Source organism: Pseudomonas sp. (assembly GCF_040514055.1).
GTDB lineage: Bacteria > Pseudomonadota > Gammaproteobacteria > Pseudomonadales > Pseudomonadaceae > Aquipseudomonas.
Genome location: NZ_JBEVDL010000026.1, coordinates 51,865 through 76,563 on the forward strand (window position 1 = coordinate 51,865; position 24,699 = coordinate 76,563).

General features: G+C 70.0%; 4 protein-coding genes. All 4 read right to left on the reverse strand.

The window, feature by feature from the left end; all coding sequences use genetic code 11:
* Positions 1-5 precede the first annotated feature (5 nt).
* Genes ABWY06_RS06490 through ABWY06_RS06505 form a run of 4 tightly spaced genes read right to left on the reverse strand, consistent with a single transcriptional unit; the run spans position 6 to position 24,692 of the window.
* Positions 6-917: a hypothetical protein gene (locus ABWY06_RS06490; protein WP_353924742.1), complete on the reverse strand. Its 912-nt coding sequence runs from the start codon at positions 915-917 to the stop codon at positions 6-8.
* Entirely contained in the window at positions 907-10,122 is a 9,216-nt protein-coding gene (locus tag ABWY06_RS06495; protein WP_353924743.1) for a hybrid non-ribosomal peptide synthetase/type I polyketide synthase, read from the reverse strand. The genes ABWY06_RS06490 and ABWY06_RS06495 overlap by 11 nt, the downstream gene beginning before the upstream one ends.
* On the reverse strand, positions 10,123-14,268 hold the full coding sequence (locus tag ABWY06_RS06500) for a non-ribosomal peptide synthetase (protein ID WP_353924744.1): 4,146 nt from the start codon (positions 14,266-14,268) through the stop codon (positions 10,123-10,125). It lies immediately after the preceding gene.
* Positions 14,265-24,692, reverse strand: a complete 10,428-nt coding sequence (locus ABWY06_RS06505; RefSeq protein WP_353924745.1) for a non-ribosomal peptide synthetase — start codon at positions 24,690-24,692, stop codon at positions 14,265-14,267. Before ABWY06_RS06505 ends, ABWY06_RS06500 begins: the two co-directional genes overlap by 4 nt.
* Positions 24,693-24,699 lie beyond the last annotated feature (7 nt).

The following is a 24,699-nucleotide window of genomic DNA, read 5'->3' on the forward strand; positions in this document are numbered from 1 at the left end:
ATCCGTCATCTTGCTGACTCTCCCTGATGGGCACTGTTGAAAACGCCGCCGTCGACCCGCCCAAGGCTGTCCAGCAGTCCACTGGCCAGGCGCTGGTAGGCCCTGTGCAGCCGCTTGTCCTGGCCTTCGCCGCCCTGGGCAAAGGCCAGGGCCACCGCGCGGGCCCCGGCATGGGCGTAGGTCTCGGCATAACACTGCGCGTCGCCACGGGCGTAGGCCTCGGCCGCCAGCTCGGCGTTCGCCCGGGCGTTGGCCGAGGTACTGCTGGCGGCGCTGGCCGTGCTTGCCAGCTCGGCGTAATAGTCGGCATAGGCCTGGGCCGTACCGAAATGCTCGGCGATCATCGCTCCGTTGGCTGCCGCGTTGGCATACGCCAGCGCGCTGGCATGGGCCCGCGCATACGCCTGCGAGCGGGCGAAGGCCAGGTCGTAGACCTCCGGCAAGGCCGCGCCCAGGGCCGCCCGCCACTCCGCGCGACCCGGCCGCAGCCCGAGCAAGGCGCGCCGGTGCAGGGCCTGCACGCGGCGGTGGCGCTGCGGATCGCCGCCGCGACGGGCGCTGGCCTCGAGCAACAAGGGCGCCACCGTGTGCGCTTGCCAATGGTCGATCACGGCAAACGGCAGCTGGGCATCCAGACACTTGAGCTGGCCATACAGCTGCAGGCCCCAGGCCCCGGCCTCCTCCGCTGGCAGCGCATCGAACAGCAGGCTACTCAGCTGCGCCAGCCACAGCGGCATGACGCCTGGAGGGCAGGCGGCTGGCCGCTCGACCTGCGGGCCAAGCACCCCGAGCAGGCAGCTCAGCGGCGCTCCCGCCCCGTCGCGGGCCTGCCAGTGGCCCTGGATCAGGCGACCGGCCGCCAGGGCCTGGGCGTAAAGCGCGAGCGCCTGCACAGGGTTGCTGGCATTAACGCTCATGGACGGCTCCTTGCCCGGTGCGGCCGGCGCCATCGGCGATCACCCGGGCGATCGACTCGGCCCAGGGGCCCTCGACTATGCCGTAGTGATCGGTCTCCAGGCGTTGCCAACCCATCCTTGGTGGCAACAGCGCCTGCCAGTGCTGGCGCAGATCCGCTTCCGCGCGGTCGCGCAGCGCGTGCGTTGCGACAAACACATGGCTGCTGCCCTGCTCCAGCGGTGTCAGCTGGAAATCCGCCATGCTGGCGATATTGCGTCGGCAACACTGCAGCAGGCGACGCACGTAATCCTGCAGTTCCGCCGGTATGCGATTGCGCGCGCCGGGACTCGCCGCATCCGGCCAGTGCTGGGTCAGTTCACGCAAGAACACCTCCTCGATATCGCGGTCGGCGAACCGCGCCAGTGCCACCCCGGCGTCCGGTGCGGGCGGGTCGATCAGGTACAGCGGCGGCGGCACCTGGCCGCCGGCCTGCACCACGCCACCCATGGCCTGTGCCACCCAGGCGCCGAACGACCAGCCGACCAGGTGCCAGTCATGAGCCTGACGCGGATAGGCGCGCTCCAGCGCGCGCAGGTAGAGCGCCGCGCGCTCGGCCAGGCCGATCGGCGGCAAGCCGGGGTTGGCCAACCCCGGGTCGGCGATCACGCAGAGCCGTACGTGGGGCGGCAAGGCGCTGGCCAGCGCGCGGTAGGCCTGGACGTCGCCGCCGACCGGATGGAGCAGGCACACCAGGGCCGGTCCGCGGCCCGGGGTCCACAGGTCCAGCCGCACGCTGCTGTCCCATTCCGGCTCGGCTTCGACAGGGGGTACCGCCGTGGCTTGTTCGGCCAGGACGAGGACTTCTTCCAGGCTGACCTTGTGGCTGAACTGCGACAGTTGCAGGCTGATGCCGTGGCGCCCCGCCAGTTCGTCGATCAGGTCCAGCAGGGTCAGGGAGTCCGCGCCCAGCGCGTACAGGGACGCCGCCGGATCGAGCCGCTCCAGGCCCAACCATTGGCACAGGCAGTCCTGCAGCTGCTCGCGCAACGCGGTATCGGTTGCCAGCGGACTGGCCAGCCGTCCCTGCCGGCTCGGGTAGAACTGCCGGGCCGTCTCGATCGGGGTGGTCGATACCAGCAGTTGCGGCAGCTGGACCTGCAGCGCCTGCCGGAAGATCTGCACGCCCTCCTCGACCGACAAGCCCAGGGCCAGGTGCGCCTGATGCGCGGCGTCCGTGGCCAGGGCCGTGGTGGCCATGCCGACGTCGCGCCAGATATCCCAATTGACGCCCATGCGGATGCAACCGGGCGCGTCCGCGGCGCGGTAATGGGCGAAGCCGTCCAGTACGCCATTGGCGGCCGCATAGTCCAGCTGCCCGGCGCCTCCGAAGATCGAAGCCATCGACGAGCAATAGAACACGAAGCGCGGCTGCAAGCGCGCGATCAGGCTTTCCAGGGCCAGCATGCCAAGGGTCTTCGCGCCCATGGCCCGGGCCAATGCGGGCCCGTCGCGGCCCTGGATCAGGCCGCCGGCGCCGACGCCCGCGGCATGAATGACCCCCTCCAGACGCGGGTACTGGCGCGACAATCCCGCCAACACCTCGGGCCAGCCTTGCAGGTCGGCCAGGTCGGCGGCGATCACCTCGACCCGTTCCCGGTACGGCTGCAAGCTGGCGGGCAGCTCAGCGCGCCGCGACAACAGCAGTACCCGCCGCCCCGGGGCTTGCAACAGGGCCAAACAGAGACTGGCGCCAATGCCGCCGCTGCCGCCCAGCACCAGGAACACCCCCTGTGCCGGCAGCAGTGCCGTGGCACTGGAAGGGGGCGGCGCGCGATAGGGCAGCAACTGCGGCTGCCAGAGGTAGTCGCCACGCAACGCCAGGCGCCGCGGCGTGTTCTCCGGGGCGCCGAACACGGCGGCCAGGCGTGCGGCCTGGGGCTGCCACGCGGGGCTCGGCAAATCCAGCCAATGACATCGCACCCGGTACTCCTGGGGCACCACCTCGTTGACGCCGGCCAAGGCGCCCAGTTCCGGCCGTTGCACCTCGCCGTCCACCGGGCAGGCCTGGTACGACAACAGCCACAGGCGCAGTGGCGCCTGCCGCGATTGCTGCCCCCAGGCCTGCAGCAAGGTGCTCAGGCTATCCAGGCAGGCCCATTGGGCATGCGCCATGCTCGCCGGGCTGACCTCGCCGCGGACCGACAGCGGCAGGCTATGCAACCAGTCCAGGCCCTGCTGCGCCGAGGGTTCGAGCAGTTCGAGCAGACGTTGCAGGCCCTGGCGATCCAGGGGGTCGAATTCGTAGTGGTGCGGGTTCAGGCAACGGTAGGCCGCACCGACCCGCAGTTGCACCACCCGCCGGTAGACCAGGCTCAGGTTGGCCAGGCAGTCGGCTTGCAGTTCTTCGTCGCCGCAGACCACCAGGGTATCGCGCCGCTGGCCGCTGGGTTCCTCGTCTAGCCGACGGTAGCGACTCCACTGGCGCTGATACAACCAGTCGGCCGGCGGCTGGCGTTCGCCCTGCGCCGGCTCGACCACAGGGGGCGCGGCCGGCTGAAAGTCGAAGGGCTCCAGGTCGAAGGCCGAGGGCGGAAAGTCCCAGGGCGCGGGTGCGCAGGCGGGTTCAGCGGGCCAATCGAGGCACACCCCCGCGCGCCAGGCCTCGAGCAAGGCCACGTCGGCAAGACCGCTGGCCGCCAGACGCTGGCCGTGCGCCGGGCTGGCCTGGTCCGGCCTTAACGAGGCGTCGCGCAGCAGTGCCGGCGCCGCCGCGGCGCTTGGGCACTGCGCGGCAAACCGCCAGGGCAGCGGCCGGCGCGCGCGCTGCAGGTGCGCCAGGACCTCGGCGTAGCGCTGCGGATGCCGCTCCAGGTAAGCGGCCGTGGCCTCCAGGTCCCGTTCCAGCGCGCTGCGGCTGTGGGCCGAGAGCAGCAGGCAGGCGCGAGTAGCACCCGGCTCGACCGCCGCGGCCATCTGCTCGGGCGGTTCGGCGACCACCACATGGGCATTGGTGCCACCGATGCCAAAGCTGCTGACCCCCGCGACACGAGGTTGCCCGTGGGGCCAGGGGTGCGCGCTGCCGGGGATATAAAACGGCGTGGCAGCCAGGTCGATCTGCGGATTGATCCGCCTGAACCCCAGGTTCGCCGGCACCACGCCGTGATACACCGCCAGCGCGGCGCGAATCAGCCCCACCGCGCCCGCCGCGGCGCCCAGGTGACCGAGCTGGCTCTTTACCGAACTCAGGGCGCAGCTGTTGGCCGCGACCGGCCCCAGGGCCTGCTGCAGCGCCGCCACTTCCACCGGATCGCCCAGCAGCGTGCCGGTGCCGTGGGCCTCGACATACCCGAGCTGGTCGCCGCGACGGCCGGCCCGGGCCAGGGCGGCGCGAATCACCGCGGCCTGCCCGGCCACCGACGGCGCGGTGTAGCTGAGCTTGTCCTGGCCGTCGTTGTTCAGCGCCGAGCCCTCGACCAGGGCATAGATGCGGTCGCCATCGGCCCGCGCCCGCGCCAGGGTTTTCAGCACCACCACGGCATAGCCACTGGCGCCGATGGTGCCGCTGGCGTCCTCGCTAAAGGGCCGGCAGATGCCGTCGCGGGACAGGATATGCTGCGGCCGGTAACGGTAGCCCTGGGTCAGGCTGGTGTCGATCAGCACCCCGCCGGCCAGCATCAGGTCGCTGTCCCCCTGGCGCAGCAGGTGGCCGGCCAGGTGCACCGCGATCAGCGAGCTGCCGCAGGCGGCCTGGGCACTGAGCGCCGGCCCCTTGAGGTCCAGGTGATAGGCGACCTTGGTAGCGAGGAAATCCTTGTCGTGGTGCAGGGCCAGCTGGAAGCCGTCCGGCAACTCACCCTCGCCGGCCTGGCGCAGCATCCGCTGGAAGTAGGTGTTTTCGCCAGCGCTGGCGATCAGGCCGATACGCTGGGTGGTCCGGCGCGGGTCCACGCCCGCCTGTTGCAAGGCATGCACGCAGCCCATCAGCAAATGGCGCTGCTGCGGGTCCATCAGACGGGCTTCCTGGCGACTGATGCCAAAATAGGCCGGGTCGAAGTCGACCAGCCCCTTGAGCTGGCTGCGCGCGCCGACCCAGCCCTCGGCGGCGGGGAACAGCTCGATGCCCCGCTCGCCCTCGATGACCAGGCGCCAGAACGCCTCCAGGTCATCGGCCCCGGGCACCTTGAGCGCCATGCCGACGATCGCCAAGGCTCCGTCGTGACTGCCGGCTGTGGTCGGCACCAGGCATGGCGCCGGCCGTGGCGCACCGCTCGCCTGACGGCTCAGGTGCGCGGCCAGTCGACGGACCGTGACCTGTTCGAACAGGTCGGCCATGCTCAACGGGGTGGCCAGGCTCGTATCGCAACGCAGCTTCAGGCGCATCAGACCGAGGCTGGTGGCGCCGGCGTCGAAGAAGCGCTGGTCGAGGCCGATGGGACGTCCCACCACCTCCTCGAACAATGCGCTCAACTGCTGCTCCAGCCCCGTCGGCGGCACCCCGTGGCCCTGCCGCTGGGCGAGGCCACGGGGCAGCGGCACTCCGCTGGCCGGGTCCAGCGCCTTGCGGTCGACCTTGCCACTGGGGGTGCGCGGCCAGGTGTCGAGCCGACGGTAGTGCTCGATGCGCACATGGGCGGGCAACTGCCGTACCAGCAGGGCGTCCAGCGTCTCGGCGCTGGGTGCCGGTCCCTGGAGCTGCAGGTAGGCGACCAGCGCCGGCGGCTCGTCCTGGCAACGCACCACTGCATCGACCACCGCCGGATCGTCCATCAGCGCGGCCTCGATCTGCCCCAGCTCCAGGCGCTGGCCACTGAGCTTGACCTGCTGGTCGTCCCGGCCCAGGTAATGCAGCTGGCCCTGGTGATCGAGCTGGACGCGGTCGCCCGTGCGGTAATAGAGACGCACAGCCCCGTTCTTATCGGGATCGGGCAAACTGACGAAGCGACTGAGGTTAAGGCTGTCGTCGTCCAGGTAACAGCGGTTTACCATCGCCCCGGCCACCAGCAGGTAACCGCTGCAGCCCGCCGGTAATGGCCGGTCCTGCTCGTCGACCAGCAGCAGTCGGGCATTGGCCACCGCCTGGCCAATCGGCGCGCGCGCGGGCCAGCGGCCGGGTTCCGCGCCCAGCCGATAAGCGCTGACCACATGGGTCTCGGTGGGCCCGTAATGGTTGAACAGGCGGGCCTGGGGCATCCCTGTGAACCACTGGCGGATCGCCTCGGTGCACAGCAGTTGCTCGCCGGCGGTAATCACCTCGCGCAACTGCGACGGGTAGCGCCCATGGGCCACGGCGCTGCTGGCCACCTGCTGCAGCGCCACGTAAGGCATAAAGATGCGCTGGATGCCGGCGCTCGCCAGGTAGACCAGCAGGGCCTCCGCATCGAGACGCCAGGCCGGAGTGATCAGGTGGTAGCAACCGCCGCCACAGAGGGTGCTGAAGACTTCCTGGAAGGACACGTCGAACGCCAGCATGGAAAACTGCAGGGTGCTGGCGCTCGCCGCCAACCCGCCGTCGCCCCGTTGCCACTGCAACAGGTTGCACAGGGTCCGGTCCGGTACGCTGACACCTTTGGGCCGCCCGGTCGAACCCGAGGTGAACAGGGTGTAGAGCGGCCGCAGTCCCCGCGGGCCGTACGCCGGGGGCGGCGCCACGGACTCGGTAAGCGTCACCGGGTACCGCGCCATGCCCTGCGTGTCGAGGGCCGACAGGGGGCCCTCGGTGGCCGCGCTGAACAGCACGGCATGGGGACGCGCCTGCGCCAGGATTTGCTGCAACAGGGCCGGAGGATAGGCCGGGTCGAGCGCAATGGCGGTGACATTCAGCTTGGCCAGGGCCAGCAGCGCCACCACCTGCTCGACCGAGGGTTCCAGGTACAGGGCCACCGACAAGGTGGCGGCGCTGGCCGGCCAGGCCTGGCGCTGCAGCAACTGCCCGGCCAGGCCATCGGCCAGCCGGTCCAGGCGGGCGTAGCTGATCGCCTGGCTGCGGTCGACCAGCGCCGTCGCCTCGGGGCTGCTGCGGACCTGGTGTTCGAACCAGTCGGCGATCGCGCCAAAGCCCGGCACCTGGGTCGGCCCTTCGCTGGCGGCCGGCAGCTGGCAGCGGTACGGCTCGACCAGGTCGGCCAGGCGGGCTTCAGGTTGCTCCAGCAGCAGGTCGAGCCCCTGCCCGAACAGCCCGGCCAGGGCCTGCAGCTGTTGCCGGTCGAAATAGGCGAGCTGGTACTCCCACCAGCAGTCCAGCCCCTGGGCACCATCGACCACCAGCAGGGTCAACGGGCACTTGGCCTGGAGCCGTTGCGGCAATTCCAGGCGCACCGTCACGTCCGGCAGCGTGAGGCCGGCATAGTCGGTGTTCTCCAGCACGAACATGCAGTCGAACGGCGCGCTGGCCGCCTGACTGGACAGCTGCAGGTCCTCCACCAGGTCGCTCAGCGCCACGTCCTGGCAGGCCAGCACCGCCCGCAGCAGCTGGCTCTGGCGGCGCAGCAGCTCGCGCAGGTCGAGCCGCGGGTCGAGCGTACTGGGGATCAACAGGGTGTTGGCGAACATGCCCGTCGCCGCTTCGAACTCGGCCAGCGGACGGTTCGACACCGGGCTGGCGATGCGCAGGCGTGCGTGTCCGGTGACGCCGTAGAGACTCCAGGTGAACAGGCCGAACAGCAGCTCGAAGCGTGTCAAGCACAGCTGCGCGCACAGGCGGTCGAGGGCGACGCGGCGATCCGGGCCGAGGGTGACGGGGTACAGCCGCGCCTCCAGGTCCTCGGCACTCTGACGCGGCAGCAGGGCCGGCGCCGGTTGCCCCTGGTCCCGGTGCAGCCGGACCAGGCGCTCGCGCTGCGCCCGGTAGCCAGGCTGGGCGCGCCACTGGCGCTGCCACTGGGCAAATTCCAGGGTCCCCAGCCCGTCGGCCACGGGCGCGGGCGCCTGCCCCGCGCAGCCGTGGCGGTAAAGCATGGCGAGCTCGTCGAACAACAGGTTCAGCGACCAGCCATCGACGATCAGGTGATGCAGGTGCAGCAACAGCACGTGCCGTTCGCTCGCCAGGGGCAGCAGGTAGGCCTGAAACAGCCTGCCGCTGCGCACGTCGAAGGGGCTGGCAAACAATAACTCGGCGAACGCCTGCCACTGGCCCATTTCGAAGCGTTGCGGGGCCACGACCTGGCACACCGCGCCGTGCTCGCGGACCACTTGCTCGAGTCCCTCGGGGCCCGCCTCGAACGCCATGCGCAACCCCTCATGGCGCGCCACCAGGGCGTCCAGCGCCCGTTGCAGCACCGGCAGGTTCAGCGGCCCCTCGAGGCTCAGCATCAGCGGCACGTGGTAGGCCGTGGCCGCGGGCGCGCGCTGTTGCACGAACCACAGGCGGGTTTGCTCGGCCGTGGCCACGCCGCGACCGGTGGTGCACCGCGGCGGCGCTGGCGGCTGGGCCAGGGCATCCGGCGCACCCGCGAGGGCCTCGGCAAGCCGTTCGGCCAGCCTGGCAAAGGAGTCATCGAGCAGGCTCGTCACCTCCAGGTCGCGCTGCCAGTGCTGGCGGATCTCGAAACGCAGGCGCAGCGCCTTGAGGGAATCGCCGCCGCTGCCGACGAAGCTGTCCTGGGGAGCCAGGGCAGGCAGCCCCAGCAGCTGCGCCGAGCGTTGCAGCAGCCACTGCAGGCACAGCTGGTCCGCGGTGCCGGACGGCTCGTGCTCGGCCTGCCACGGCCGGTGCCCGGCGGCCAGCAGCTGCGCCGAATCGACCTTGCCATTGGCCGTCAAGGGCAGGCGTTCGAGCACAAACAGCCGATGCGGCCGCATAAAGGGCGCCAGGTGCGTCTGCAGGTACGTGGCGAGGGCCTCGTGGGCCAGCGACCCGCGCAGCACCAGGAATGCCAGCAGTTCATGCGCCTCGGCCTCGAGACGCCGAGCGCAGACATGCACCTGCAGCACCTGGGGGTGCTCCAGCAGGCACTGTTCGATCTCTCCCGGTTCGATACGAAAGCCGCGCACCTTGATTTGCCGGTCGACCCGGCCCAGGTACTCCGGCAGGCCGGCCGCGTTCAACCGGACCCGGTCGCCGCTGCGGTAGTACCGAGTGCGCCCCTGGTCCAACCAGGTAAGTCGGACAAAACGCTGCGCCGTCTCGTCGGGGCGGTTGCGGTAACCGCGGGCCAGGCCGCCACCACTCAGGTAAAGCTCGCCCTCCTCGCCTTCCCGCGCCTCCCGCTGCCCGTCCACCAGTAGCCTGAAGCCGGTGTCGGCCAAGGGCCGTCCCAGGGGCACGACGGCCCCGGCAAAATCACGCGGGATCGCGTGGCAGAAGGCGAAGGTGGTGCATTCGGTCGGACCATAGCCGTTGAACAGTTGGCATTCGCTGCCGGGGTTGGCCCGGTACCAGGCGCGCACCGCGGCGGCGTTCAACTGCTCGCCACCGATCAGCACCTGGCGGGCCTGGGCGAAGCAGTCGGGCTGCTGGACGGTGAGCAAGTTGAACAGCGACACCGTGATAAACAGCGTGGCGACCTGCTCGGCCGCCACATGCGCCGCCAGGCGCGCGGGGTCCCGCAGCGTCGCGTCCGCGATGATCACGCAGCAGCCGCCATTGAGCAGCGGTGCCCATAACTCGAAGCTCAGAGCATCGAAAGCCGGATTGGACAGGCAGGCGAACCGGTCGCCGGCGTCGATGCGGATATACCCCGGCTGGGCCAGACGCAGCAGGCCGGCCTCGGTGACTTCCACCGCCTTGGGTTGGCCGGTGGTGCCCGAGGTATAGAACAGGAAGGCGATGTCCAGCGGCGGCAGCGACGGCTCGAGCCAGCCGTCAAGGCAGTGGTCCAGCAGGTGCTCGACCGGGGCCTGCCAACACCCGGCCGGCAACACGGCGTCCAGCTCCGCGCCGGCCTGCACCCAGCCCACGCAACCGGCATCCTGCAGCATAAAGGCCTGGCGGGCCGGCGGGCTGCTGCGGTCCAGCGGCACCACCACGGCACCGACCCGAAGCACCCCCAGTACCGCGGCCAGCAGCGGCCAGCCGCGCGGCAGCGCCAGCGCCACGCTTTGCCCCGGGCGTACCCCGCGTGCCGTCAGGGCAGCGGCGAAACGCCGGCTGGCCTGGGCCAGCTCGGCGTAACTGAGGCGTCGGGCCGGGTCGATGACGGCGAGGGCGTCGGGCGCCCTCGCCTGCTGGGCGTCGAAACGGGCAATCAGGCCGGCCTGGGCCGGCACTTGGGATAACGCGGCTTGCATTTACGCCTCCTGCGAAACGGGATACAGCGCCTGCCGAACGATCGGCGCAGAGAAGCGCAACAGCTCCTGTTGAATGGTCTTGCCGACTCTCAGCACTTCCGCGGTTTCCAGCATGTCCCAGTGGTCGCCGCGCACCAGCTTGACCCGGTAGCCACCCGCGGCCCGGCGGCGCCAGAACCGCCGCAGCTCATGCAGCGCCGCACGCGGCCGGCCCTCCTGGGCCTGGACCAGCACGATGCGCCCGGCGGCCGGTGGACAGGCGTAGGTCGCCACGCACAAGCGGTTGTGGTTGTAGAGGGTGAAATAGCGTTCGACTTGGGCGTCGTCGATCCCGGGGTACATGCCGTTGAACTTGACCAGCTTGGCGCGAAACTCGGCCATGTCGACCGGCGCCATCTGCGCCCGGTACTGGGGGTCGTCCGAGCCCTGGGTATCGAGCAGCACCAGGCTGACCTGGGGCTGTCCGGCCAGCGCCAGGCGGCGCGCCATCTCGTAGGCGACCAGGCCGCCAAAGGACAGACCGGTGAGGATCAGGGGCCCGTCGAGCAGCGGCTCGATCAGTCGCAGGTAGGCCTCGGCCATGGCCTCGACGCTGGGCTCGGTGGCCTCGCCGGGGTTCAAGCCCGGCGACTGCACGCCATAGACGCCGATGTCCTCGGGCAAAACCTTGGCCAGCGACAGGTAGCAGAACGCCGTACCCCCCGCCGGGTGGATGCACACCACCCGCTGCGCGCCACTGCCGGGACGGAACTCGATCAGGTTGCTCTGGGCCGCCTCGGGATTGGCCCCGGCGCGGATCCAGCCGCCCAGGGCCTCGATGCTCGGATGGCCGATGACGACCCGCACCGGCACCTCGATGGCAAAGGCCTGCGCCACCTGATGCGCCATCTTGATCGCCGAGATGGAACTGCCGCCGAGGTCGAAGAAGCTGTCGCGAATGCCGATCTGCGGCGCCAGCAGCAGGTCTTTCCATATCTGGTAAAGGCGCAGCTCGATGCCGTCGCGCGGACTGCTCAGGTTGACTTGCTTGAGCGCCAGCTCCTGCTCGGCCAGGCGTAGCAGCGCCGCCCGGTCGAGCTTGCCATTGGGCAGCAACGGCAACGCCGCGACCCACAGGTAGTGCCGAGGCAGCATAGGGTCCGGCAGCCGAGTGGCGAGAAAGGCCGCCAGGGCCGAACTGTCCAGCGCAATGTCGGCGGCCGCGACGCAACAGGCGACCAGCCGCTGCAGCTCGGGGGTGTCGCCCAGCACCAGCACGGTCGCCTGCAGTACGCCGGGACACTGCAGCAGGTTGCTCTCGATCTCGCCCAGTTCCAGACGAAAGCCGCGAATCTTCACCTGCAGGTCGTTGCGCCCGAGAAACTCCAGGTTGCCGTCAGTCCGTTGGCGGGCCAGGTCACCGCTGCGGTACAGGCGATCGTCGGCCACGAAGGGGCTGTCGATAAAGCGCTCGGCGCTCAGCGCCGGCAGGTTGAGGTAACCGCGCGCCACCCCGGCGCCGCCGATATGCAAGTGGCCGGTCACGCCGATCGGCACCGGCAGGTCCTGATCGTCCAGCAGGTAGACCCGTGCATTGGCGATCGGCCTGCCGATCGGGATCACCGCAGCGGGTACCGGTGCCCCGGGCTCGAGGGTCCAGACCGTGCTGTCGACCGTGGCTTCGGTGGGGCCGTAGACGTTGTGCAGGCGCGCCCAGGGTAGGCGTTCGCGAAACAAGCGCACCAGCGCCGGCGTCAGTTCGCCACCGCCGCAGAAGACCTCCGTCAGGCTGCGGCACTGCAGCACCTCGTCGTGCTGCAGAAACAGCTGCAACATCACCGGCACGAACTGGATCACCCGAATGTCCCGCGCGCGGATTTCCTGGATCAGGTAACCCGGATCGCGGTGGCCGTCGGGACGGGCCAGGACCAGCTCGGCCCCACTGGCCAGCGGCCAGAAAAACTCCCAGACCGAGGCATCGAAACTGCAGGGGGTTTTCTGCAGCACACGCCCCTGGTCCCCCAGCGGGCACAGCTCGCTCGTCCATTGCACAAGGTTGACCAAGGCCCGGTGCTCGACCATCACCCCCTTGGGGACACCGGTCGACCCCGAGGTGTAGAGCACATACGCTAGGTGCGCGGGCGTCAGGCCAATGGCCGCGGGCGCCAGGTCGTCCGTGGCCGCGTGCGCCCAGCGGCTGGCGTCCTGTTCCAGGTCCAGCAGGGTCACCGGCCAGCGCGCCGCATCCAGCGCGGCCGCCACGGCGGCACGCGCCGCGCCATGGGTCAACAGCACCCGCGGGGCGCTGTCGAGCAGCATATGGCGCAACCGTTGCAGCGGGTACTCCGGGTCCAACGGCACGTAGGCGCCACCGGCCTTGAGCACCGCCAGCAGGCCGATCAGCAGTTCCGGCGAGCGCTCCAGGCACAGTGCCACCCGCACGTCCGGACCGACGCCGAGCGCGCGCAGGTGATGCGCCAGGCGGTTGGCCTGGCTGTTCAGGGCGGCGTAGCTGAGGCCTTGCCCCGCCTGGCTCAGCGCCACGGCGTCGGGTGCCCGGCGAACCTGGGCCTCGATCAGCTGGTGCAGGCACACCTGACGGGCAAAGGGCCGTTCGCTGCGGTTCCACTCCAGCAGTTGCCGCTGTTGCTGCGCCTCGTCCAGCAGCGACAGTTGGCCCAACGGCCGTTTGGGGTCGCGGCCGACCTCGGCCAGCAGCCGCACGTAGTGCGCCGCCAGGCGTTCGACGCTGGTCGCATCGAACAGGTCGGTGTTGTATTCGAAGCTCAGCTGCAACTGGCCATCGCGTTCGACCGCCTCGAGCGTCAGGTCGAATTTTGCGACGGCGCCGCTGGCGACCAGGGCCGACAGGTTCAGGCCAGGCCACTGCAGCGCCCCTCCCGGGGTGTTCTGCAGCACCAGCATGACCTGGAACAACGGCGAATGGCTGGTCTGCCGGGGTGGGTTGACGGCCTCGACCACCCGATCGAAGGGCACCTCCTGGTACGCGTGCAACTGCAGCACCTGGCCGCGCACCTCACGCAGCAGCTCGGCGAAGCTCTGCTGCGGGTCCAGGCGGGTGCGAATCACCTGGGTGTTGACGAAGTGCCCGATCAGGCCTTCGAGCTCCTGCCGGGTGCGGTTGGCGAAGGGGCTGCCGATGCAGACGTCGCGCTGGCCGCTGTAGCGCCCCAGCAGCACTGCCAGGGCCGCCAGCAACAGGTTGTACAGCGTGCCCTGGGTCTGCCGGGCGAGCCCGCGCAATTCACCCAGCGACGCGGCATCGACCCCGGTGACCCAGGTGGCGCCCCGGTAACCCTGGACCGGCGGCCGCGGTCGATCGGTCGGCAGGTCCAGCAGCGCCGGTGCATCGCGCAGGTACTCGCGCCAATAGGCGAGCGGTGCCTGCAGGGCACTGCCCTGCAGGCGTTGCTGCTGCCAGCAGGCGTAATCGCCATATTGGATCGGCAACGCCGGCAACGGCGAGGGGCGTCCTTCCAGGAAGGCACCATAGAGGCTGGCCAGCTCCTGCAACAGGATGGCCATCGACCAACCGTCGGCGACTATATGGTGCAGGTTGAGCAACCACAGGTGGCGGCTTTCGCCGAGTCGCAACAGCACGCTGCGAATCAGCGGCCCCCGCGCCAGGTCGAAGGGCCGCGCCGCATCGGCTTGGGCCGCCGCCTGGGCCTGGCGCTCGCGTTCCGCCGCGGGCAGCGCGCTCAGGTCGGTCAGCGGCAGTGCCGTCTGCAGGCTTGGGTGGACCACCTGACGCGGCTCGCCATCGACCGTGGCGAAGGTGGTGCGCAGGATCTCATGGCGTTCCCGCAGTGCGTTCAGCGCCCAAGTCAAGGCGTCGACGTCCAGCGGCCCGTCGAGCCACAGTGCCGTGGGGATGTTGTAAAAAGGGTTGCCAGGCTCCAACTGGTCGAGAAACCACAGTTGCCGCTGGGAAAACGACAACGGCAGCAGTGCGCCGGGCGCCCGCGGCGTAATGGCATCGGTGCTGCCGAGCAGGCCGATCAGCTCGACCTTGTGCCGTTTCAGGGCGTCCAGCCGCTCGGCGTTCATAAACCCGCGGGGTGCCTTGCAGCGCAGCTTGTCGCCGTCCACTTCCAGCCCGACAGCATGCTGCCTGAACAGCTCCAGCAGTTCGTGGGCGGTCATACCTCGATCTCCTCCAGGTCGCGGTCAGGGTCTGCAGGGCCTGCGCCCAGCGCCTCGCCGGGGTGGCCCACCACCGCTTCGTCGCGCACCCCGCCGACCATCGAATAGATCAGCCGGTGGCTGGCGCCCAGCTCGAACAGCGCCTGCAAGGGCGCGGCGTCGATCGAGCCCATGCCACACAGCCCCAGGCGTTGCTCGACCGCCACCATGCTCAGCAGCTGGGCCATGGCCCCGGCTTCGATATGGCAGAAATCCAGGCTGCGCTCGCCGTACAGCGGCTGGATCGCCGCCAGCTCGCCGATAAAAAACAGGGCGAACGCCGCCGCCTCGAACACCGGCCGATTGACGAAGTAATCGTAGGTCTCGGGGTCCAGCGCCCGCCCCTCGCCCAGAGCCAACAGGCGGTGCTGCTGTGGGTCGTAGTAGTAGGCACCGCCCGGCACGCCCTCCACCCGTCCGGCTTTGACATAGAGATAGGCCTGGATCGGGTAGAGCCCGCCAGCGGAGGGGAACTGGTACTTGACCTGCCCCTCGAGACGGCCCTGGGACAGGCAGGCCAGCAGTTCGGCAAAGGCCAGGTTGGCCACGGGCTGCGGGGAAAAATGACGCACCGAGCGATAGTCGGCGAAACGCTGGGCGAACCCCGCGGCGCTGGGCCGTGCCAGGGCCAGGCCCGGGGCGGCGAATGCCCGGCGGCCGGGTTCACGGGCCTTGAAGGCCTGGCGTGCCTCAGGGTCCTCGATCAGCGCCTCGATCGGCGCGGCAGCTGGGGCGGCAGGCGCCAATTGCCCGCTACCGGCGCGGTGCGCACGGTACAGGCCCAGCAGGTTGAGCAAGGTCGGCTGGGCCAGCAGGTGCGCCAGGTGTGGACGGAACTGCAGTTCGCTGGACAGGGCGTTGCCGATGCGCACGATATCGATCGAGGTGGCGCCCAGGTTCAGCAGGTTGGCGCTGGCGGCGATCCCGTCGCGCTTGAGCACACCCTCGACTATCGCCACCAGGCGTTGTTCCAGCGGCCCCTCAATGGCCAGGCTCGGGCCCTCCTCGGCCTGCAAGGTCGGTTCGGGCAAGCGGTTCTTGTCGACCTTGCCATTGGCCGAGAGCGGCAGGCTGTCGAGAAAGGTAAAGGACGACGGCAGCATATACCCGGGCAACTTGCCCGCCAGGTACTGCGCCAGGTCCGCCGCGCCCAGCTCGGGATCGGCCTTGAGCACATAGGCGGCCAGGCGTTTTTCTGCCTGGCCGCTGCCCAGCACCCGCACCACCGCGGTCTGGATACCCGGGTGACGGACCAGCGCCGCCTCGATCTCGCCCAGCTCGATACGGTAGCCCTGCACCTTGACCTGATTGTCCTCCCGTCCGAGGAACTCGATCTGCCCATCGGCCAGCTGCCGTCCCAGGTCGCCGGTGCGGTACAACCGCTCGCCGCTCAGGGGGTGGACAAGGAAACTCGCCTGGGTTTGCGCGGCGTCGCGCCAGTAACCCTGGGCCAGGCCGATGCCGCCGATATACAGCTGCCCCGGCACCCCCACTGGCCGCTGCTGCAGGTCGTCGTCGAGCACATGGAAACACTGGTGCTCCAGCGCCTGGCCGTAGGGAATGCTGCGCCACTCGGGGTCGACCCGATCGATCGGGAAGCCGATCGACCAGATCGAGGCTTCGGTCGCCCCACCCAGGCTGATCAGCTGCAGCGCGGGACGCAAGGCGTGCACCCGTGGCGGCAGGGTCAGCGGGATCCAGTCGCCGGACAGCAGGGCCAGGCGCAGGCAGGCCGGCAGCCCGAGGCCCTGGGTCTCGACATACTCCACCAGCATGCCCAGCAGGGCCGGCACCGAGTTCCACAGGCTGACCCCGTGGGCCTCGATCAGCGCCAGCCAGTGGGCCGGGTCCAGTGCCGGCTCGGGCGCCAGCAGCACCACCGCCGCCCCTGCGGCCAGGGTGCCGAACAGGTCGTAGACCGACAGGTCGAAACTCAGCGAGGAGATGGCCAGCACCCGGTCGCCGGGAACCACGGCGAAACGCCGGTTGATGTCCAGCAGGGTGTTGACCGCACCGCGGTGGTCGATCATCACCCCCTTGGGCACACCGGTGGAGCCGGAGGTGTAGATCACATAAGCCAGGTCGGTGGCCGCCACGGCCACCGGACGCAGCTGGCCGTCCTGCCGGGACGCGGGTTGGTCGACGGCGATCGAGCTGACCGCCGCCGGCAACTGCAGCCGTGGCCCGAGGGCCGACTGGGTCAGCACCAGCGTTACCTCGGCCCGCAGCAGGATATGCGCGACCCGCTCGGTCGGCAGGTTCGGATCCAGTGGCAGGTAGGCAGCGCCGGCGTAAAGCACCGCCAGGGTCGCGACCACCTGTTCCCAGCCGCGCTCCATCATCACCGCGACCAGTTGGTTGGGCCCTGCCCCACGGGCCTGCAGCTGCGCACCGAGCTGACGGGCGCGCTGGCGCAGTTCGCCGTAGTCGAGCTGGCGGTCCGGCGCGATCACCGCCAGGGCCTGCGGGGTGGCCAGGGCCTGGGCTTCGAACAATTCGTGCAGCAGCGGCTGAGGCGCGGGCTCGGCCAACGCGGCGGGCAGCCGCACCTCGGGCAGCAGCTCCGGGGTCCTGGCCTGCCAGGCATCGGGCTGCGCCAGGCAATCGAGCAGCCGGTTATAGGTGGCGAACATCTGCGCCACCATTCCCTCGGGGAACAGCTCGTCGATGCTGTCCCAGTTGAACAGCAGGCGGCCTTCGAGCTCGAGCAGGGTGTGGTCGATCCAGACCTGCGGGGTCTGGGTGATGCTGTGCACGTTCTGCGCCTGCAGCGCATCCGTCAGGTTGTATTCGGCCTGCTCGACGGCCGCTTCCGACAGGGTGCTGTTGAACACAATGGGCATCGCCGTCTGCTGCGCGCCACGGGCCTGGGACAGTTCGCGCAGCACCCGCACGCCGCTGACCGCGGCATGATCGATGTCCTGCCAGAGTTGCTCCTGGATCGCCCGCGCCTTCTCGATAAAGGAACGGTCGCCGGCCATCTGCACCTCCAGCAGCACCAGGGAGGTGAAATCGCCGATCAGGCTGTCGACCTCCGGGTGCAGCGGCAAGCGGTTGAACAGCGGCAGGCTCAAGGTGAAGCGCGGTTGCCGGCTCCACAGTGCCAGCACCTGGGAAAACGCGGTCAGCAGCGCCACCGAGGGGGTGATGCCGAGTTGCTTGGCGGCCGCCTTGATGGCAGTCCATTGGACCGCGGGCATATCGCGGTCGCGGCGGGTGAAATGCGGCCGCTCGATACTCTCGGGCTGGCGCACCAGGGGCAGCTCCGGCGCGGGCGCCAGGCTGGCCACGCGCCCGCGCCAATAGGCCAGGGCCCGCTCATAACGCGGTGACTGGCGCAAGGCGTGCTCGGCCAACACATAGTCGCGGTAACGCAGCCCGGGCTCGGCCAGCACCAGGTCCGGCTCCAGGTAAAAAGCCATCAGCTCGCGGGCGAGGATCTGGCTGCTGGCGGCATCGACGATCAGCGCGTCGAGGCTGATATGCAGGTGACACAGCGAGTCGTCCAGCAGGGTCAGGCCGAACTCGAACAACGGCCAGCGGCTGGCATCCAGCACCTGGTGCGACAGCCGGCTGCGGTTGGCCTCGAGGCGCTGCGCCACCACCTCGGCGGACAGCCCGCGCAGGTCTTCCCGCGGCATCCGGTACGCCGGCACCTGTTCCAGCACCTGCTGGGTCCCGTCGCTAAGGAATACCGCCCTGAGCATGTCATGGCGGGCGATCAGGCGGTTCAGCGCCCGTTCGAAACGCTGCGCATCGAAGTTCTCGATACGCAGCTCCTCGTAGCCATGGGCACTGACGCCACCCAGGCTGACGGTGGCTTCGCGGCCGAACCAGTAAGCCTGCTGGATGTCGGTCAGCGGAAAGGGTTGATACCGTCCGGCGAGGTCGACGGCAAGCGGCGCAAAATCCGGCTCCCGCTCCGCCAGAGTGTCCCGGCTGGCCTCCAGCTGGGCAGCCAGGTCGGCCAGACGCGGGGTCTTGAACAGGCTGCTAAGCGACAACTGGGCGCCCATGCGCTGGTTGATCGCATAGACCAGTCGGGTGGCCAGCAGTGAGTGGCCGCCCAGGTCGAAGAAGTTGTCCAGCACACCCACCGACTCGCGCTTGAGCACCTCGGCCCAGATCCGCGCCATCTGCGCTTGCGCGGCCGTGCGTGGGGCACTGTAGGTCGCCGACCCGTCGGCCGCCGGGACGGCGGGCAAGGCGCGGCGGTCGAGTTTGCCGTTGGCGGTCAGCGGCAGCTGCGCCAACGGCACCCAGGCTGTGGGAATCATATGCTCCGGCAGCTGGCTGGGCAGCGCCTTGCGCAGCGCCTCGGGCGAGGCTTCGCCCACCAGGTAGGCGACCAGGCGCGGCTCCCCGCCAGGGTCCTGCTCCAGGCTTACGGCCACATCGCGTACCCCGGGCTGACGGCGCAGGACGCTGTCGATTTCGCCCAGCTCGATGCGAAAACCCCGCAGCTTGACCTGCTGGTCGAGGCGTCCCAGGTACTGCAGGTTGCCGTCGGCCAGCCAGCGCACCTGGTCGCCGCTGCGGTACATGCGGGCGCCGGGCACCCCGGCGAAGGGATCGGGCAAAAAGGCCGCGGCGGTCAGTTCCGGACGGTTGAGGTAACCGCGGGCCAGGCAGGCGCCGGCGATGTACAACTCGCCCACCACGCCGACCGGCACCGGGTTCAGCGCCTCGTCCAGCACATAGAGCCGGACGTTGGCGATGGGCCGGCCGATCGGCGGCGCGCCCGGCCAGTCGCCGGCCCGTTCGCAGGCCAGGGCGTATTGGCTGACCACATGGGTTTCGGTCGGTCCGTACTGGTTGTACAGGTAGCGGCCGCCCAGGCCGCGTACATAGGCGCGCAGCTCATCGTTGACCTGCAGCGCCTCGCCGGCGGTAACGATCTCGCAGCCTCCCGCGGGCATCGGCGCATCGGCCGGACTCAGGGCGACCAGTTGCTGCAGCACGGCGAACGGCAGGAACGCCCGTTGCACGCCCTGCTCCACCAGCACCTGGCGCAGGCGGCCGAGGTCCTGGCGATCTTCCGCGCTGAGCAACACCAGGCCCGCGCCCTGACACAGGCCGCTGCAGATTTCCTGGAACGACACGTCGAAGTTCAGTGAGGCGAATTGCAGCACCCGCGCGGGCGCCGGGCCCTCGGCAGGGCCGTCCTCGAGTTGCCAGGCGATCAGGTTGTCCAGCGCCTGGCGGCTGTGCGCCACGCCTTTTGGCCAGCCGCTGGAGCCGGAGGTGTAGAGCACGTAGGCCAGGTGCCCGGGCAGCACCGCCACCACCGGGTTGGTGCTGGCGCACCCCGCCCAGGCGGCGGCCTCGCTGTCCAGGCAGACCCGCGGTCCACTGGCCATCGCGGCCGCCGGGCCCGCCCGCAGGTGCGCCTGGGTCAGCAGCAGCTTCGGCGCCGCGTCGCTGAACATATAGGCCAGGCGCTCGGGCGGGTAGACCGGGTCGAAGGGCACATAGGCCGCGCCGGCCTTGAGGATCGCCAGCAGGCCAACGACCATCTGCGGCGAGCGCTCCAGGCACAGGCCGACCCGGTCGTCGGGCCGCACCCCCTGCCCGATCAGCCAGTGCGCCAGGCGGTTGGCCGCCTGGTTCAGCTCGCCATAGGACAGGCGCTGCTGCTCGAACTGCAGGGCCAGCGCCTGTGGCTGGCGCGCCACCTGGGCTTCGAAGCGCTGCACGACCCCGGGCACGCCGTGGCGATCGCGCTGCGTGGCATTCCACGCGACCAGGATCCGCTGGCGCTGCGCCGGGTCGAGCAGGTCGAGGTCGACCACCGCCCGCGCGGGGTCCTCCACCAGCTGCTCCAGGACCCGTCGAAAATACTCGGCGAAGCGCGCCACCGTGGCGGCATCGAACAGCGCGGTGGCGTACTCCAGGCCACCGACGATGCGGCCGTCGCGCTCGCTCAGGGCCAGCATCAGGTCGAACTTGGCCACCGGCTGCGGGTTGTCCAGGCACTCGACCCTCAGGTCGGGTAACTGCAGCTCGCCGCCCGGGTCCTGCTCCCAGGCGAACAGCACCTGGAACAGCGGGCTGTGCGCCAGGCTGCGCAGCGGGTTGAGCTGCTCCACCACCTGTTCGAACGGCAGGTCCTGGTGGGCCTGGGCGTCCAGCGCCACCTGGCGAACCCGCGCCAGCCACTGGGCCACGCTGGGGCGATCGGAAAGGTCCAGGCGCAGCGCCAGGGTGTTGACGAAGAAACCGATCAGGCCATCCAGCTCGCTGCGCATGCGGTTCGCGCTGGGGGTGCCGACCACCACCTCCTGCTGGCCCGCCAGGCGTGCCAGGACCAGCCCCCAGCCGGCCAACAGCGTCATAAACAGCGTGCTGCCTTGCGCCAGGCCGAAGGCCTTGAGCCGCGCCGTCAGCGACGGATCCAGCTCGAGGGCGAGATAACCGCCACGGTAGTCCTGCACCGCCGGACGTGGCCGGTCGTTGGGCAATTCCAGCAGCGCCGGCGCACCCTGCAAGGTCGCACGCCAATAGGCGCTCTGCTCGCTCAAACGCGCCGCCGTCAACCATTGGCGCTGCCAGGCCGCGTAGTCGGCATACTGGACCGCCAGGGCCGGCAGCGGATCCGGCTGGTCGTTCAGGAAGGCGCTGTACAGCTGGCCGAGCTCGCGGACCAGTACGCCCATGGACCAACCGTCGGAGACGATATGGTGCAGGGTCAGCAGCAAGGCGTGGTCGTCCTCGGCCAGGCTCACCAGGCGCCCACGGATCAGCGGCCCCGCGCCCAGGTCGAATGGCGTACGGGCCTCCTCGCGGGCCACGGCCAGCAGGCGTGACTCGGTATCCGCCTGCCCCTGCAGGTCATGGTGCGGCAAGGCAAAGCCACAGTCGGCGGGTTCGATCCGTTGCTGCGCCTCACCCTGCAGGGCGAAGAAGGTGGTGCGCAACGCCTCGTGGCGCGCCACCAGCCGGCGCAACGCCGCGTGCAGGGCCGCGGGGTCCAGGTGACCGCGCAGGCGCAGTCCCAACGGCATGTGATAGGCCGCGCTGGCGCCGTCCAGCTGGGCCAGAAACCACAGCCGTTGCTGGGCGAAGGACAGCGGCAGGCTGGCCTGGCGATCGACCACCGCGATCGCTGGCTGCACGGCTGCGCCGCTGGCCCCTACCCGCTCGGCGAAATCCGCCAGGCGCGGCGCGGCGAACAGCGCCGCCGCCGGGACTTCGAGCCCCAGGGCCTGACGCACCTGCGCGATCACTCGCATGACCAACAGCGAATGGCCACCCAAGGCAAAAAAGTGATCGTCGCGCCCGACCCGCGGTTGCTCCAGCAACGCCGCCCAGATCGCCGCCAGCTGGGTTTCCAGCGGCCCCTGGGGGGGCTGATAGGGGCTGGTCGCCAGCGCCGCGCCGTCGGGCGCCGGCAACGCCGTGCGGTCCAGCTTGCCGTTGGCCGTCAACGGCAGCGCCGGCAAGCGCACATAGGCGCCCGGCACCATGTAGTCCGGCAACAGGGCCGCCAGCTGGGTGCGCAAGGTGCGCACCTCGGGTTCGTGGCCAGGCTGCGTGCTGAAATAGGCCACCAGCCGCGGATGACCGGGGCTGTCCTCGCGCAGCTGCACCAGGCAGTCGCGGACCCCGTCGAGGTTGGCCAGCTGCGCCTCGATCTCCCCCAATTCGATGCGCAAGCCACGAACCTTGGCCTGGAAGTCATTACGGCCGAGGAACTCCAGCTGGCCGTCCGGACGATAACGCGCCAGGTCGCCCGTGCGGTACAGCCGATCGCCCGCGACGAAGGGGCTGTCGATAAAACGCTCGGCGGTCAGCTGCGCCCGCCCCAGGTAGCCGCGCGCCACCCCGGCGCCACCGATATGCAACTGGCCCACCGACCCGGTCGGTACCGGCTGGTCCCAGGCATCCAGCAGGTACAGTCGGGTATTGGCGATCGGCTGGCCGATCGGCAGTACGGCCGCGCCCTCGATCAGGCGTTCGTCGAGCGCGCAGTAGCTGCTGTCGATGGTCGCCTCCGTCACCCCGTAGGCATTGAACAGCCGTACCCGGTCGCCACAGACGCGGCGCAACAGCCGTGCCTGGGGCGCGGTCCAGCTGTCCGAGCCACAGACCAGGGTCTGCAGGAACGCCAGGTTCTCGCCGGCGTGGTCGGCCCAGGCCAGCAAGGGATTGAGCACCGCCGGCACGAAGTCGGCGAAGGACACCTGCTGCTCGCGCAGCAGGCGGTACAGGGCGGGCGGATCCAGCAGTTGCTCGTGGGGGCACAGCACCAGCCGGCCACCGAAGGCCAGCGCACGCAGCAGGTCGGCGCTGAAGACGTCGAAGGCGAAACTGGCCATCTGCAGGTGCACGCCCTGCGGCCCCAACGGGTACAGCGCCGGCCAGGCCGCGCAGACCGCCAGCAGGTTGCGGTGCTCGACCATCACCCCTTTGGGCAGGCCGGTGGAGCCTGAGGTGTAGATGACATAGGCCAGGTGCCCGGGGGTCAGGCCGATCTGCTCGGGCGCCAGGTCGTCCGGCGACGCCCCGGCCCAGCTACCGGCATCGGCGTCCAGGTCGAGCAACGGCGGCGCTTCGACCGAGCCCTGCAGGGCCGCCGCCAACGCTGCACGCGCCGGGCCATGGGTCAGCACCAGGCGCGGTGCGCTGTCGGCCAGCAGATGGCCCAGGCGCGCCGGCGGGTGGGCGGGATCCAGCGGCACATAGGCGCCCCCGGCCTTGAGCACGGCCAGCAGGCCGACCACCATGGCCAGTGACCGTTCGAAACACAGCGCCACCCGTACGTCCGGGCCGACACCCAGCTCGCGCAGGTGATGCGCCAGGCGATTGGCCGCCGCGTTCAACTCGCCGTAGCTGAGGCGCGCCTGCTGAAAGACCAGGGCGGTGGCCGCGGGGTCGCGGCGCACCTGGGCCTCGATCAGGCACTGCACGGCCGGTGCCTGGGCATAGGCGAGTTCGGTGCGATTGAGCGTCACCAACAGCTGTTCACGCTCGTCCGTTCCGAGCAGCTGCAAGGAGGCCAGCGGCGCCTGGGGCTGCTCGAGCATCTGCTGCAGCAGGACACGCAGGTACTCGCCGAACCGCGCCACTGTGGCCGCGTCGAACAGGGCCGTGGCGTATTCCAGACCACCACTGACGATCCCGTCCCGCTCACCCAGGACCAGGGTCAGGTCGAACTTGGCCATAGGTTCGCCGCTGGCCAGGCGCTGCAGCTCCAGCCCCGGCCACGACAAGGACGCCGGGTCGTCGTTTTCCCAGGCGAACATCGCCTGCACCAGCGGCGTGTGCGCCGTGCTGCGCGGCGGATTGAGCAGCTCCACCACCTGTTCGAACGGTAGGTCCTGGTGCTCCTGGGCGCCCAGCGCGACCGCCCTCGCCTGCTCCAGCAGGCTGGCCACGGTCGGCGCCGCGGAGGCGTCCAGGCGCAGCGCCAGGGTATTGACGAACAAGCCGATCAGGCCCTGGGTTTCACTGCGGGCGCGGTTGGCGCTGGGCGTGCCGATCAGCACCTCGGTTTGCCCGCACAGCCGCGTCAACAGCAACGCCCAGGCCGCCAGAACGGTGATAAACAGGGTGCTGCCCTGGGCCAGGCTGATAGCCTTGAGCCGCGCGCTCAGCTCAGGGTCCAGCTGCAGGGCGACAAAACCACCGCGGTAATCCTGCTGCGCCGGGCGTGGCCGGTCGGTGGGCAAGGCAAGCAGGGTCGGCGCACCGGCCAGGGTGTCGCGCCAGTAGGCACGCTGCTGGGCCAGCACGTCGCCCGACAACCACTGGCGTTGCCAGGCGGCATAGTCGGCATATTGGATCGGCAAGGGCGCCAGCACCTCGCTCCGCCCCTGGCTGAAGGCCCCGTACAACTGGCCCCACTCGCGAAGCAGCAGGTCCAGGGACCAGCCGTCGGCGATCAGGTGGTGCAGGGTCAGCAGCAACACCTGCGTCCGATCGTCCAGCAGCGCCAGGCCGGCGCGCAGCAAGGGGCCGCGTTCGAGGTCGAAAGGCTCGCGCGCCATGGCTTCGGTCAGCCGCGCCAGGCGCGCCTCGGCGTCCGCCTGGTCGCGCCAATCGTGCAGGTGCCACTGCACCGCGGTATCGGCTGCGGCGATGCGTTGCTCGGGCTCGCCGGTGCTGGCGACAAAGCTGGTGCGCAGCGCCTCGTGGCGGGCCACCACCCCTTGCAGCGCGGCCTGCAGCGCCACCGGGTCGAGCTGGCCAGACAGACGCAGGGCCAGGGGGATGTGATAGGCCGCGCTGGCGCCCTCCAGCTGGGCCATAAACCACAACCGCTGCTGGGCAAAGGACAGCGCCAGCGGACCGTCGCGGTGTTCCAGCGGGGCGATCCTGGAACGTTTCTGCAGGGCAAAAAACTGCGCCGGCGTCATGTCACGCATAGCATTCTTGCTGACCATCTCTCGC

Excerpts from the sequence above, each read along its gene's own strand:
- ABWY06_RS06490 (WP_353924742.1), bottom strand. The coding sequence starts at position 917 with ATGAGCGTTAATGCCAGCAACCCTGTGCAGGCGCTCGCGCTTTACGCC.
- ABWY06_RS06495 (WP_353924743.1), bottom strand. The coding sequence starts at position 10,122 with ATGCAAGCCGCGTTATCCCAAGTGCCGGCCCAGGCCGGCCTGATTGCC.
- ABWY06_RS06500 (WP_353924744.1), bottom strand. The coding sequence starts at position 14,268 with ATGACCGCCCACGAACTGCTGGAGCTGTTCAGGCAGCATGCTGTCGGG.
- ABWY06_RS06505 (WP_353924745.1), bottom strand. The coding sequence starts at position 24,692 with ATGGTCAGCAAGAATGCTATGCGTGACATGACGCCGGCGCAGTTTTTT.